This is a genomic window from Megasphaera sueciensis (assembly GCF_050219315.1).
In the GTDB taxonomy this organism is placed as follows: Bacteria; Bacillota; Negativicutes; order Veillonellales; family Megasphaeraceae; genus Megasphaera_A; species Megasphaera_A sueciensis.
Window position 1 is genome coordinate 2,181,290 of the sequence record NZ_CP116939.1, and the last position, 13,492, is coordinate 2,194,781.

14 protein-coding genes are annotated in these 13,492 nt (G+C 36.8%); 9 read left to right on the forward strand and 5 right to left on the reverse strand.

The genetic code is table 11. The features are described from left to right. Positions 1 to 31: 31 nt before the first annotated feature. Entirely contained in the window at positions 32 to 331 is a 300-nt protein-coding gene (locus NXG62_RS10390) for a hypothetical protein (RefSeq protein ID WP_427112337.1), read from the reverse strand. 368 nt (positions 332 to 699) lie between these two features. On the opposite strand from NXG62_RS10390, the gene NXG62_RS10395 reads away from it, so the two are divergent. Continuing rightward, a complete protein-coding gene (locus tag NXG62_RS10395) occupies positions 700 to 1,761 on the forward strand; it encodes an FAD:protein FMN transferase (RefSeq protein WP_427112338.1) in 1,062 nt (353 codons plus the stop codon). Between the two features lie 137 nt (positions 1,762 to 1,898). On the opposite strand, the gene NXG62_RS10400 is transcribed toward NXG62_RS10395, so the two are convergent. Further along, a complete protein-coding gene (locus NXG62_RS10400) occupies positions 1,899 to 2,402 on the reverse strand; it encodes a hypothetical protein (protein ID WP_427112339.1) in 504 nt (167 codons plus the stop codon). Positions 2,403 to 2,615: 213 nt separating this feature from the next. On the opposite strand from NXG62_RS10400, the gene NXG62_RS10405 reads away from it, so the two are divergent. From NXG62_RS10405 to NXG62_RS10435, 7 genes are all read left to right on the forward strand, one after another. Then, entirely contained in the window at positions 2,616 to 3,038 is a 423-nt protein-coding gene (locus tag NXG62_RS10405) for a hypothetical protein (protein WP_427112340.1), read from the forward strand. 23 nt (positions 3,039 to 3,061) lie between these two features. Beyond that, positions 3,062 to 3,730, forward strand: coding sequence for a GntR family transcriptional regulator (locus NXG62_RS10410; protein WP_427112341.1), 669 nt, complete (start codon positions 3,062 to 3,064; stop codon positions 3,728 to 3,730). Between the two features lie 1,342 nt (positions 3,731 to 5,072). Next, complete coding sequence (queC, locus tag NXG62_RS10415) at positions 5,073 to 5,756, forward strand: 7-cyano-7-deazaguanine synthase QueC (protein ID WP_427112342.1); 684 nt, start codon at positions 5,073 to 5,075, stop codon at positions 5,754 to 5,756. Positions 5,757 to 5,890: 134 nt separating this feature from the next. Continuing rightward, on the forward strand, positions 5,891 to 7,225 hold the full coding sequence (locus NXG62_RS10420; protein WP_427112344.1) for an acetyl-CoA hydrolase/transferase family protein: 1,335 nt from the start codon (positions 5,891 to 5,893) through the stop codon (positions 7,223 to 7,225). Positions 7,226 to 7,355: 130 nt separating this feature from the next. Further along, a complete protein-coding gene (locus NXG62_RS10425) occupies positions 7,356 to 7,598 on the forward strand; it encodes a hypothetical protein (RefSeq protein ID WP_427112346.1) in 243 nt (80 codons plus the stop codon). Positions 7,599 to 7,737: 139 nt separating this feature from the next. Beyond that, positions 7,738 to 8,484: a sulfite exporter TauE/SafE family protein gene (locus NXG62_RS10430; RefSeq protein WP_427112347.1), complete on the forward strand. Its 747-nt coding sequence runs from the start codon at positions 7,738 to 7,740 to the stop codon at positions 8,482 to 8,484. A gap of 63 nt (positions 8,485 to 8,547) precedes the next feature. Further along, on the forward strand, positions 8,548 to 9,786 hold the full coding sequence (locus NXG62_RS10435; RefSeq protein ID WP_322351601.1) for a [Fe-Fe] hydrogenase large subunit C-terminal domain-containing protein: 1,239 nt from the start codon (positions 8,548 to 8,550) through the stop codon (positions 9,784 to 9,786). 124 nt (positions 9,787 to 9,910) lie between these two features. On the opposite strand, the gene NXG62_RS10440 is transcribed toward NXG62_RS10435, so the two are convergent. Next, positions 9,911 to 10,249: a winged helix-turn-helix transcriptional regulator gene (locus NXG62_RS10440; protein ID WP_427112348.1), complete on the reverse strand. Its 339-nt coding sequence runs from the start codon at positions 10,247 to 10,249 to the stop codon at positions 9,911 to 9,913. A 121-nt stretch (positions 10,250 to 10,370) separates the two neighbouring features. On the opposite strand from NXG62_RS10440, the gene NXG62_RS10445 reads away from it, so the two are divergent. Then, positions 10,371 to 11,345 carry a DUF2156 domain-containing protein gene (locus NXG62_RS10445; protein WP_427112349.1) on the forward strand — a complete coding sequence of 325 codons (975 nt, stop codon included), beginning with the start codon at positions 10,371 to 10,373 and terminating at the stop codon, positions 11,343 to 11,345. A gap of 54 nt (positions 11,346 to 11,399) precedes the next feature. Here NXG62_RS10445 and NXG62_RS10450 read toward each other — a convergent pair whose 3' ends face one another. After that, positions 11,400 to 12,479 (reverse strand): hypothetical protein, encoded by a 1,080-nt coding sequence (locus NXG62_RS10450; protein ID WP_427112350.1) that lies wholly within the window; start codon positions 12,477 to 12,479, stop codon positions 11,400 to 11,402. Between the two features lie 108 nt (positions 12,480 to 12,587). Then, the gene (locus NXG62_RS10455) at positions 12,588 to 13,457 is read right to left on the reverse strand and encodes an NYN domain-containing protein (protein WP_427112351.1); all 870 of its coding nucleotides are present in this window, start codon (positions 13,455 to 13,457) and stop codon (positions 12,588 to 12,590) included. Between the last annotated feature and the right edge of the window lie 35 nt (positions 13,458 to 13,492).

The window sequence follows — 13,492 nt, forward strand, 5'->3', positions numbered from 1 at the left end:
ATAGGGATAACATATAGATATCTTGCGGTGCTCAATAGAGGATAAGATTTGTGCTTATGTGTTCTCCGGTTGTTTTATTATTTTTTTGTTGCTCCGGCGTGCGATCAGAATCAGTCTGCAACTTGATTTCAGTGACTTGGAGACGATATTTTTTTAATAAAGCAAATATGTGAGTACGGGTGAAACCACCGGGCAAGACCTGTATATAGTTTTTGGCCCGCAAACCGATTCCTGTAAAACAGGATTCGACAGCAATGTGCATGTGGTCACGTAGTGAAATGTCGGTTTCCAATGTGCATGAGTTGATAGTTGAATTTTTCGCAAATACCATAGGCGTCACCTTTCTGAGTATCTTAACTTATAAGTTATATAAGAATAAAATATGTGTTGATTGATACATATATAGAATGAATTACAGAATCATCACATTATAAATACAATTAATAGAAAAGATAATGGGATAAGATGAAATTCTTTGATTGGTATTTATTGTAAGAAGGAGTTCATAAAAATCATATAAATGCAAAATACTATGAAAATTTTATCAGAACTTTGATGCATGTTTATATAGATTGTGAGTTGACTTTGCTATTATACTAATGGTACTATAAATCAAGATATTTTCTTAGTATAATAGCAGTAAATATTATTTTTATAGAAAAATAAAGTTTATCATAATCGAAAAAAGAAGGTACGGCAATGAACCGAAAAATATTAATATTATCTATCGTTATGTGTATATGCTGCGCATTACTATTAACGGGATGCAATGTATTACCACCGCATGAGGAAAAAAGAAGCGGGATAGCTATGGATACCACTGTTTCTTTGTACGCTTCTGGGTCAGAGGCTAAAGCTGCTGTAGATGAAGGATTTCAGAAAATTCAAGAGATAGATTTGTTGGCTAATATGATGAATCCTGACAGCGATGTTTCAAAAATTAATAATGCTGCCGGTAAAAATTTCGTGCAAGTCGATCCCCAAGTTTATGAAATGATAAAATATTCTGTTTTATACTCTCAAAAAACAAATGGTAAATTTGATATTTCTGTTGGACCGATTAGCAATCTTTGGCAGATTGGAACGCCAAATCAACATATTCCTTCACCGGAAGATATTAAGAATACATTGCCTAAAGTGAATTATAAAAATATAAAATTACGGCCTGAAGATCATAGTGTCATGTTGTTGCAGCCAGGAATGGCCATTGATTTAGGCAGTGTTGCTAAGGGGTACTGTGTGGATCAAATTGTGGCAATTTATAAAAAGCATCATATAAAGAGCGGTCTCATTAATATGGGATCCAGCTCTATGTATGCAATTGGTGTAAATAGTAAGGGAAATCCATGGGCTATTGGTATAAAACATCCTCGTTCTGATCAAGAAGGAGAATATTTAGGTATTGAAAAAATTACAGATAAAGCACTATCAACAGCGGGAGATTATGAAAGATATTTTATACAAGACGGTAAACGCTATCATCTTATCTTTGATCCTCAAACCGGGGTTCCTGCAGAAACAGGCATTATGAGTAACACAATAGTGATTGATGGTTCTATTGAACATTGCGGCATGGTAACGGATATATTGTCTACGGCTATTTTTGTATTAGGGCCTAAAGAGGGGATAGCATTTATTAATAGTATTAAAGGTGCGGATTGTGAAATTACGGGAAAAGATGGTTCTATTTATACAACAGAAGGGTTTAAAAAGAATTTTTCTGATTTAAATCCACAATTTCATTTTGCGGAAACAGAGTAAAATCAGAAAATTATTGGAATGATATTTTGTGAATAGTTATTGAGTATACATTAAAAGTGCCGGGATGTATATATAAGAAATTATTTCTTATATATACATCCCGGCAAAATTGTATGCGAGTAATAATACTGTTCTATCTAAAATTTGAAAGTTACTCCGGCGCCCAGACCATGTTCGGTACTGCCATTATCAGGAACATAATTGTGGTAATTTACATTGACACCAACTCCCATGGCAATACTGAAATTAACGCCGATTTGAGCTTCACCAAAGTTAGAGCCTTTCACATAAGAGGCATATGGCTGAAATCCCATGATACTTGGCGCTGATACTGCTAATCCGCCGTACAAGGAATCCGATTGATTGTGCATGTGATTGCGATAACCGCCTATGGCTTGAATATTAGATCCGACGAGATTATATTTAGCATAAAAGTCATTTTGATGACCATTGGTATCGCGATCTAAATATTCATAGCCAACAGTCGCTTTAGGATTGATTTTTCCTTCTATATAAGTTTCCTTTGTTCCGACACCGACAGCAATCCCCCGGTCAGAAGATAACGTTGTTATTGGCGCGGCAAATGCTGTGACAGCGGTAAACATAGTAAACATACTACATAATATAATTGATTTTTTCATAAGACACCCTCCTGTTTATTAATTCGGGTATAACTATTAACTATTGCTTATACTGCCGAATATTAAACTAATATTAGTGTACCTTTTTTCACGGTATTATGCAAGAGTGGCTGCTTTCATTGCATTTTTTACAAAATTTAGGTATCATTATAATTAAAGAGTATGTTTATAATTTAAGTTTGAGTATATATATTATTTTGGGAGGATATGGGCATGGCAATTTTAAGTATTGAACTGGTATCGAAGATTCCAAGAACGGTAGATCAAATGCCAAAAGATGAAGTAGAGCAGCATTTAATCATCACGCATAAAGGCGAAGTATCCTTTGATTCCTATACAGCGGATAATAAAAAAGAACCATGCCGGCATTTTATAGTTCACATGGATCAGCATGCTATAACGATGGCTTTGGTTTATTTGGATTTGTACTTTGAAGATAAATCAATGATTTACCATAAACAAGGAGAAGGAGAGTGGCAGCTTACTATCCGTGATGATGAGTGTTTGAAAAAGTTTACGGGATCACTAGGGGAGGATGTCTTATTTAATGGACGCAGTATTTCCTATGGTTTGAGAAAGTTTATTCCTATTACTGATTTATGGCTTTTTGACGGAAAAAATGATGGAATACTTTAATGCTTGCAAAGGAGAGATATGAATTGGATTTTGAATTTTCCCCTATTAAGTTCGACAATACCTATAATATCAGAGACTCCGTATATTCTATATTACGAGGGGCCATTTTAGATGGCAGATTAAAGGCGGGACAGCATTTAGTAGAACGTGATATAGCCAGGCAGTTGAAAGTAAGCAGAACACCCGTGCGCGAAGCTATTCAAAAACTGGAAAACGAAAAGTTAGTTACCCACGTTCAACGCAAGGGTGTTTTTGTGGCTGGATTTACGAAAGCGGATGCAGAAGAAATTGGCGTTATCCGTATTGCACTAGAGTCATTATGCTGCAGCATTGCTGCCTCTAAAATAACAGAAAAAGAATTAGTAAATTTAGAAAATATTAATCAAAAGATGTTGCAAGAACATTTGCAAGGTAATCTTACTAAGGCTGTTTTTTTGAATAAAAAATTTCATGAAAGTATTTATAAATCCGCTAGAAGCCCTCATCTATATTATTTTGTTAGTACGTTGAGGGACTATATCAGCCCGTTTACTCAATTATCTTATACGAAAGAAGGACGTATTCAAGAAGTTTTTGAAGAACATGCGGATATTATCCAAAAACTTAGACTTCATGATGCACAAGGTGCACATGATGCGGCGAAAAATCATATTGAAAAGTCAGGGAAAACTTTTGTGAGAATGGCATATTAAAAGAAGTATGTAAATTTTGTGTATACGAAATTTTACATGCTTTTTGTTGTGTAGGTTTGTCAAACATAAGTTACATAGTAGAAAGAAAAGAGCGAAGCGTTTCATTGAGAGATTTCCAAGACAGAAGGTGCATCGGAAAATTGTTGTATTTTCTACACCATATAGCCAACTGCTTTTTGAAATCTTCCAAGGAGTGGACTCGATGATCGGCATAGAAATACTCGTTATGCTTCGGAGTATAGGGACGTATTTTTTGATGGATAATGTGATACGCTGCTATCTGTCATTCAAAGAGGGTTAATTTTTTCGTTTTACTTTAGCCAAACCAGTTCGTGAATTCAAGCCTGTTATCCGTTTGGATTTTACAAATAGGAACGTAATCTTTTGTACTAAATGTTGGAGAAACACCATGGAAGAATAAAGGCTTTTTGCACTTTTTCTCTAGGAAACAGCGCAGGGTGATATGGTTTGGGATTTCCGCTTTAGCTCCATACGCCGCAAACAACGATATAAAGCAGTGATGGATCGTGTATAGCCTTGTTTTCTCCGTTTGATCCAAAAGACTACGAGCCCGGCATGCGGATTTCGTTGCCGTATGTGCTAAATTAATGTTATCTCTTGAGGAGTAGTGTGTTGATTGGGATGATGGTGAGGACGTCTGAATCGAGGCTGTAACGATGCTGGGGGTGCTATCATAGTGCTGCCATTGTAATCAATAAATAAACTAGTGATTCGTACAATCTTTATAGTAGAGGGAGTAACACCTGTTTTCTGTTTTTGTAACATATCTGTGGTAAACCTACACATGTTTTTTTGTTGACATTTGTATTAATATGTGATAGGTTTGCATTGAGCAAAAAGGTATTTTTATATGTATTTGGTATACCAAATACATATAAAAATACCCATAAATACAATGACGACGTGATTATAATTAGAAAATGCGTATGTATATTTTATGAAAAAGGTGGACTGAATTATGATAACGATACAAAAACGATGCGACGTAACAGAATTATCTAAGAAGCAAGATAGGATGAAACAAGAGTATCCTAAATAATCTGTATGAAAATATTTAATTCATGATGTCTTCTGTGCAGAACCTCATAGAAATAATAATTATCTGGATAAATAAAAAATTAACAATCTTAAAATTAACGGAAGTATACTATAGAAATAACCTTTTATACCTCTAAACACTCCAACAGAAGCGGGATGTGGGCATACTAGCCTGCATCCCGCTTCTGTTGGAGTGTTTAGAAAAATTTTCATTGCTAGTAGCTGCATAATAAAAAATGAAGTATAATTCTTAGTAAGATGTTTTCAATAGGGGGGAACGAAAATGAAAGTAGTTGTACTGTTAAGCGGAGGAATTGATTCGACGACATGTTTGGCGCTGGCGGTAGAAAAATATACGAAGAATGAAGTATTGGCATTGACAGCATATTATAATCAAAAACATGTTAAAGAAATAGAAGCATCTCGCAAAGTGGCATATTATTATGATGTACAACTTCAGGAGATTGATTTGTCACAAGCGTTTTCGTTAAGTGATTGTCCGTTATTGCAGCAAAGTCATAAGAAAATTAAGCATGAATCTTATGCAGAACAGCTTAAAGAATTGGGTGGGACCGGTACGGTAGATACATATGTTCCTTTTCGCAACGGGTTATTTCTATCCTATGCGGCAGCGATAGCTATCAGTGTTGGTGCGGAGGTTATTTATTATGGTGCACACGCGGATGACGCAGCAGGACGGGCTTATCCGGATTGTACTCCTGCGTTTGAAACGGCTATGAATGCTGCTATTTATGAGGGCTCAGGTCACACTTGTTGTTTAAAGGCACCGCTGCTTAATTTTACAAAAACAGAAGTTGTTCGCACGGGACTTCGCCTTCATGCACCATACGAATTGACATGGAGCTGTTATGAAGGCGGTGAGAAACCTTGTGGCGTGTGTGGTACTTGTATTGACAGAGCGAAAGCTTTTGCTGATAATGGGATATCAGATCCGGCGTTAAAGTAACATGTGAAATGATACATGTTACTTAATATCGGTTCGTATCTAGGGACGATGTGCCCAAATAGATCTGATAGGACAACGTTTGACATTATTTTAGTATTTGCAGTTTGGGAATTATTGGTTTAGGAGAAGCAGATATGAACGTTTTAGAAGAATATCAACAAAAACTTCGGACCCCGACGGAAGCGGTGCAGATGGTAAAAAATGGCGATTGGGTTGATTATAGCCAGACCTGTTCTTTTCCGACGGCCCTAGATACAGCGCTGGCTGCCCGTCATACTGAATTAAAAGACGTGAAAATTCGGAATGCCATCAGTATGCGGTCGGTACAGACCGTTGAACAGGATCCCCAGGGTGTAGCGTTTACTTACAATGCTTGGCATTGTTCGGCGATTGACCGGAAATATATCGATCAAGGACGGGCATACCATATACCGATGCTTTTTCGGGATTGCGGATCGTATTACCAAAAAGGCTTTGCTCCGGTCAATGTGGCGATGGTTTCTGTAACTCCTATGGATAGGCATGGTAATTTTAACTTTGGGTTAACCAATTGTTGTCAGCAAGCTATTTTGGAAGCGGCGGATACGGTTATTCTTGAGGTGAATACTCATATGCCGTATATCTATGGCATGGAGGCAGATCATATCCATATTTCTGATGTGGACGCAGTAGTGGAAGGTCATGCAGAAATCCCCACGGTCAGCAGTCCCAGTGCAACGGCTATAGATGAACAAATCGCCAATCGAATTTTTCCATATTTACATGATGGAATTACGCTGCAATTGGGAATTGGCGGGATGCCCAATGCTTTGGGAATCCTCATTGCCGCATCCGATCTAAAAGATATAGGAATGCATACGGAATTGATGAGTGACGGATATCTTACTTTATATAAATCTGGAAAAATTACTAATAAAAAAAAGGAGTTGCAGAAAGGAAAGGGTGTCTTTTCTATTTGCAATGGTTCGCGGGAATTGTATGATTTTCTGGATCATAATCAAGATATTATTTCTGCACCCATGAGTTATGTCAATAACCCATATACTATTTCACGGTTTTCTGATTTTGTGTCGATTAATAGCTGTATTGCAATAGATCTATATGGCCAAGTTTGTTCGGAATCAGCAGGTACGCGGCAAATTAGTGGTACTGGCGGACAGTTGGATTTTGTTACGGGAGCATATCAGGCAGAACATGGAATGGCCTTTTTGGCGATGGCATCTACTTTTACAGATAAAAAAGGAATTAAACATTCTCGTATTTTGCCTAAATTTACACAAGGGGATATCATTACAACGCCCAGGACACAGGCACCCTATATGGTTACTGAATATGGCATTGCCAATCTTTCCGGATTAACAACATGGCAGCGTGCAGAGGCGATTATTAATATAGCACATCCTGATTTTCGTGAAGACTTAATCAAAGCGGCAGAACAGCAAAAAATTTGGCGTCGGTCTAATACGTAGAATTAATTCTGTATAGAATATAAATATTTTTAACCTTTACTTGAAATCTGAGTAAAGGTTAATTTTAAGTTTTGTTGTAATGTATGGTAAAATATAGAAAAATATAAAAGTATTGTGGGGAGGAACTATAATGGATGAAAGACAGGTTTGTGAATTTTGCGGTAAAAAAATTCCAAAAAATCAAAAACCGTTATATCAAAAAAATAAAAAAACGGGAGAGCAAAAGATTATGTGCCAGCATTGTTTTGCCATCGTTAATAATATGGAATATAGTGAATTTCAAAGACGTAAAAAATACTTTACTATGGGAGTATATGGATTAATCATCTGTCTTGTGGCCATGATAGTCTTGTTACACACCGTAATGGCATGATGGAATCGTTGTCAGCAGTGAGAGAAGACAAAGTTTCTATTTGCTCTGAATTTTTCTATATTACTTAATAGACATAGCCGTTATGTTATAATATACTGAAAGCACAATATAATTAAGGTAAGATAAGGATGGAATTAGAATGGAATATGTAACAGCTTTACTGCAACCGGAAAATTTACAACCTTTATTCGTCGTTTTTTTTGCGGCTTTCGTGCAGGCTATTACTGGCTTTGGATTGGTTATACTAGCAGCGCCTATGTTAATGCTCTTTTTTTCGGCAAAGGAGACGATACTTATTACGCTTATTACTGCTATCTGTTCTAATACGCTGCAAACGGGATTAGTATACAAAGACGCGGATGTTAAACTGGTACGATATCTGGTTCTGGGAGCTGTTGCAGGCTTACCGATAGGATTGTTTTTTTATCATAGTTTTTCCAACACTATGCTGAAAATTTTGATCAGCGTAGCTATCTTGGCATTTTTGGTCATTTCTCATTGGCTACGATTGCATTTCCAGAAAACTAAAAAAAAATCACTTATCACAGGTGTATTATCCGGATTCTTTTATACGACGACGGGAATGGGTGGGATACCTCTCATATTATATACAACACATATGAATATGTCGCCTAAAATGATGAGGGGAACATCTATTTTATATTTTTTCTTTGGAAATATATTTTCATGTTTAGCTTTTTATTTGAGCGGAACTGATTTTTTCTATGCAGGACAACAAGTATTGTATCTTTTGCCGGGATTATTTATGGGACTGGGGTTGGGGCATATTATTTTTCCGTATGTTCCTATTGTTATTTTTCGCAGGCTGGTATTTGCTTTATTGTATATTGCCTGTTTTTACTCTATTTATGCAGCATTATCGTAATATGTAGATAGTGTTGAAGGTCTGGAATTCGCGGATCGTGTGCGATGGAAAGGAAGGAATTATATGAGTTCGTTAGATGAGTTATACAAAAAAATGTTGAAAAATGCTGTAACTGATAATGATTATACTGCTCCAGAAGATGCAGATAAGGATCAGTTGGATTGTCTTCTTCATCCGGAAGCCCATCCTTTAGTATGGAGGACGGCACCTTGTGACTGCGCTAAAAACGGAAAGAGTTCGTGCATGTCAGTTTGTGAGTTTGGAGCTATTACATCTGATTCCCAAGAAGGAATTTCTATTGATGATAAACAATGTGTAGGATGCCAGGCGTGTATTGATGAATGTAAACTTCATAATCTTACGCCCAGTAAGGATATTATGCCGGTAGTGGAAACGCTGCATACGTATCAAGGTCCGGTATATGCATTGATAGCACCGGCTTTTTCAGGACAGTTTGGTGATGACATTACTTCAGGAAAACTGCGTACGGCTTTGAAACAGTTAGGATTTGCAGGTATGATTGAAGTCGCCATTTTTGCAGATATATTGACCTTAAAAGAGGCATTGGAGTTTGACAAAAATATTAATAGTGAAGCAGACTTTCAGCTTACAAGTTGCTGCTGTCCTATGTGGATTGCTATGATAAAAAAACTCTATCATCAATTACTTCCTAATGTTCCCGGAGCCGTATCACCGATGATTGCCGGCGGACGCACGATAAAAGCGCTTCACCCTCAGGCTAAGACTGTTTTTATCGGACCTTGTCTGGCAAAAAAGGCTGAACGGCGTGAACCGGATATTGCTGATGCAATTGATTATGTTCTGACATATCAAGAGTTAAGGGATTTGTTGGAAGCTTCTGATATTGATCTTGCCTCTTTGGCAGAAGATGACCGTCAGCATGCTTCTCGTGCGGGTATTATTTATGCATATGCCGGTGGCGTTAGTGAAGCGGTGCAAAAAACAGTAGAAAAATTGAATCCCAATCGAACTATTTCGATTCATACGCGAAAAGCAGATGGCGTTCCTGGATGTAAAGCGTTAATAAACGATATCTTGGAAGGACACCGCGAAGGGAATTTTTTTGAAGGTATGGGTTGCGTTGGTGGTTGTGTTGGCGGACCACGGGCAATTATCGATAAAGAAAAAGGGAAAAGTCATGTACAATCATATGGCGCAGCTGCCAAGTATTCTACACCTATGGAAAATCCATATGTTATTGAATTATTAAAACAGTTAGGGTTTGATACGATTGAAGATTTTTTAGGAAAAAGTGATATGTATAATAGAGAATTTAAATAATATAGGAAAATCAATAGGAAGCGGCGGATAATTACTGTTATCGTATCATGTTGCTGCAGTTTGCAGAAAAATAAGAAAAGCTGTTCAAAAGTTAAAGAGATACATTCTTTTGAACAGCTTTTTATTATTTTGGCAATCTGTTTTTTGTACCCCACTTACAGAGTGTTTCTAAAATAGGAATCAATGTTTTACCTCGTTCTGTAAGTGAATATTCAACTTTTGGTGGGATTTGAGGATATTCTTTGCGGTTTACTAATTTGTCAGCTTCTAAATCCTTAAGCGTAGAACTGAGAGTCTTATAAGAAATGACACCAATATATTTTTTCATTTCATTAAAGCGAACAACGCCAAACTCCGCTAATGTATATAAAATAGACATTTTATACTTGCCGCTGATTAATGATAAAGTATAACTAAATCCTGTATTGCCCCAATTTTCTTGGGATATGCAATTTTTATTCATTTTACACTTTCCTCCTGGTAAGTATCATACTTAAATGTGCGTACTTGAATTATTTATTATTCTAGATACAATAATAATGTACAAAATAAGGAAAGTCAAGAGATTGATAGGAGGAGTTATTATGTTTTCAAATGCTTTGCGTCAGCAGCGTACGGCAGACTACGATACAGCGTTTACGTGTGATCCGAAATTGCAATTGCATTTTCGTAAACTTCAATTATTTGATAAAGAATGGATAGATACTTTATTAAAGGCAGAAGACAGTCTGAGCTCTGTTGGTTGTTTTGGAACGTTGTATTTATGGGGGAATTTTTATGGATTAGAAATTGCTAAAATGGGCAGTCGTCTCATTTCCAGATATACGTCAGAAAAGGAAATTACATTTGGCTATCCGATGGGAAGCGGCAATTTGCAGGGAGCCATTTTAGCGATGTGGCAATCTGCAAAAAGAACAGGAATTTCTTTTGTCATGCGGGGGGTTACAGAACAACAAGTTGAACAATTGAAGCAGATATTTCCCGACCGGTTTTCTATTTCCGAGACAAGAGATACAGCAGATTATATTTATGAAGCACAAGCGTTGGCTCAATTAGCAGGTAATAAACTTCACGGTAAACGCAATCATTGTAATCAATTTATGAAGCGATATCCGGATTGGAGATTTGAAATATTGACGGCCGACCATGTTCAGGATTGTTTATCCTTGCTAGAACAGTGGGAAACAACTCGTCAGACAGTAACGACGAGCGAACAGACTGCTGAACCGGAAGCTATTAAGAAATCGTTTGCAGCTTATGATGAATTACATCTGGACGGAGGTATTTTATTTGTTGGGAATCAGCCGGTAGCTTTTACCATGGGCGAAAAAGTAGGACGACAGGGATTTGATGTGCGTTTTGAAAAAGCAGAAACAGTATATGATGGCAGCTACACGATGATTAACCGGGAATTTGTGCGATTTTTGTTAGAAAAATACAAAGATTTGGTGTATATCAACAGAGAAGAAGATTTGGGACTGGAAAATTTGCGTAAAGCAAAACTTTCGTATAAACCGATATTGCTGCTTAAGAAATATGATGTATATTGGAAAGAATAAATGAGTATTAAAATAAGAGGGGGACATGATACCTCCTCTTATTTTAATACTCATTTATTTTGTTTCAATCATTTGGAATGGGGCATAGCCACTGGCTCTTGTACTGCTCCCATCGGCAATGGTAACAGGAACAAATCCGTTGTCTAATGGTTTTCCGGTAACTTTAACGGCAGTGCGGGCCGAAAAGATGATAACTTTTCCCTCTTTTACCATCGTGCGCAATATATCTTGTACTTTTTCTTTAGATGTGCTATGTATACTATTTAAGTCTTTTTCATCAAGAATGATATATGTTCCGCTTTCCATATAGTATGTTTTGTTGGTGTCATATACAGGGGGAGAAGCTTGTTCAACGATACTTGATGGCGTCGTATTGATTAATTCATTTTGCATGAACATATAATATCCCATACTGATAGCAGAAACAATCAGGAAAACGCCAAGACCTATATAGGGGTTTCGGAAAATATACGGATTTCGGGTCGCTTGAGATGGATTTTTTTCTAAATAAAAGCCACGATGTGTTTTCTTAGTATTTGCATCTAATGTCAAACCCATTATCATTGCTAATGGTATACCGTAATCATTGACTGGATATGCTGACTGAATCCAGTCAACTGCACAAACACAGGCCATAGCACGACTCAGACAGCTGTCCAAATCCACGTTAATATCCATTTTATGAGTAATTGATAATAAAGAATCATTTCCCAGATTTGGCAAATAGGTACGTGATAAAATAGATAAATCGCGAATAAAAAAATCACAATCGGCAAAAGACTTTCCCGAATGTTCATAACTGGCTTTTATAGTCATAAATAAAGGTTCTGCTTTGTATGCTGATAACGTAGGATTTCTAAGTAAAGGACGAATATCACGATCCCATACTACATCAAAGGTATCACTGTCTTGAACCATTGCTGCAGTTACTTTACGGGAAGCACTGAAATTGTCTGTGGGCGGTTTGGCATAGTAATAAATGCCGCGGACATTACCGCCGCTGATCCAGGCGGCAGCGATACAGCAAATGCTGTTGAGATTTTCGTTGGCTAAGTCAACCGACAAAGCAATAGTTGTATTGGGTTTTAAATTATTCAGGGTGTCTAACGTTTCTCTGACCGCATTACTAACCATAATGGTATATTCCTTTCGTGAGACTAAGATTTAATTATATTTTACAATAAGAATGACGGATATGCAAAACCGGATAGAGAAAATTCTATCCGGCAGGCAACTATAATGTTATTTATTTCGACTGCTGCGACGGTGGGTTGTGTGTGGACGTTGCCGCGTCAGTGGTTTGAGTTTAAAATAATTATGTTTGACCGTTTCATTTTTTGTATCGGTAATTGTGTTGACTTCAAACATTTTTAACGACTCGATAAAAGGAACGAATTTTTTATACCCGAAATTACGAACATCAAAATCAGAAAACTGCTTATTGAGCAAATTTCCTAAAGTACCGGAAAAAATCCAGCCATTATCATCAGAATTCTCTTCTGTCAATTTTATTAATGCTTGTTTTATGGTTTTGATATCTTTGCCAGAAGTCGTGTCTGGGGAAGCTTCATTTATGATATCATCCGTATGAGACAGTGAAGATTTATCCATATGTGACATACCTGTTTTTGGAGTTGCTGTGATGTGTTCTTCTTCCTCCGTAGTTTCTTGTACTTGTGTGAGTAACACATCCAAATAAAGAAATTTATTGCAGGCAGAAATAAAGGAGCGAGGAGTTTTACTTTCTCCCATGCCGATTACATATTTTTGCGATTCTCTCAGACGAGATGCTAAACGGGTAAAATCACTGTCTGAGGAAACAATGCAAAATCCATCCAAATTGTTTTGATACAATAAATCCATGGCATCAATAATGAGTGCCGAATCGGAAGAATTCTTCTTTGTCGTATTACTGTATTGCTGTATGGGTTGAATAGCGTTATCCAGAATTGTATTTTTCCATGAAGCCATCTGTGATGTTGTCCAATTGCCGTAGATTCGTTTGTAAATTACGTCGCCAATACCGTTAGCTTCTGATAAAATTATATCAATGTAAGCTCCAGATATGTTTTCTGCATCAATTAGTACGGCTAGTTTCATTTCATTATCCATATTAAAAATCCTCCCGAATATCTTTATTTTATCAT

Coding starts and splice junctions, on each gene's coding strand:
- NXG62_RS10390 (WP_427112337.1), bottom strand. CDS start 331: ATGGTATTTGCGAAAAATTCAACTATCAACTCATGCACATTGGAAACC.
- NXG62_RS10395 (WP_427112338.1), top strand. CDS start 700: ATGAACCGAAAAATATTAATATTATCTATCGTTATGTGTATATGCTGC.
- NXG62_RS10400 (WP_427112339.1), bottom strand. CDS start 2,402: ATGAAAAAATCAATTATATTATGTAGTATGTTTACTATGTTTACCGCT.
- NXG62_RS10405 (WP_427112340.1), top strand. CDS start 2,616: ATGGCAATTTTAAGTATTGAACTGGTATCGAAGATTCCAAGAACGGTA.
- queC (WP_427112342.1), top strand. CDS start 5,073: ATGAAAGTAGTTGTACTGTTAAGCGGAGGAATTGATTCGACGACATGT.
- NXG62_RS10420 (WP_427112344.1), top strand. CDS start 5,891: ATGAACGTTTTAGAAGAATATCAACAAAAACTTCGGACCCCGACGGAA.
- NXG62_RS10425 (WP_427112346.1), top strand. CDS start 7,356: ATGGATGAAAGACAGGTTTGTGAATTTTGCGGTAAAAAAATTCCAAAA.
- NXG62_RS10430 (WP_427112347.1), top strand. CDS start 7,738: ATGGAATATGTAACAGCTTTACTGCAACCGGAAAATTTACAACCTTTA.
- NXG62_RS10435 (WP_322351601.1), top strand. CDS start 8,548: ATGAGTTCGTTAGATGAGTTATACAAAAAAATGTTGAAAAATGCTGTA.
- NXG62_RS10440 (WP_427112348.1), bottom strand. CDS start 10,249: ATGAATAAAAATTGCATATCCCAAGAAAATTGGGGCAATACAGGATTT.
- NXG62_RS10445 (WP_427112349.1), top strand. CDS start 10,371: ATGTTTTCAAATGCTTTGCGTCAGCAGCGTACGGCAGACTACGATACA.
- NXG62_RS10450 (WP_427112350.1), bottom strand. CDS start 12,479: ATGGTTAGTAATGCGGTCAGAGAAACGTTAGACACCCTGAATAATTTA.
- NXG62_RS10455 (WP_427112351.1), bottom strand. CDS start 13,457: ATGGATAATGAAATGAAACTAGCCGTACTAATTGATGCAGAAAACATA.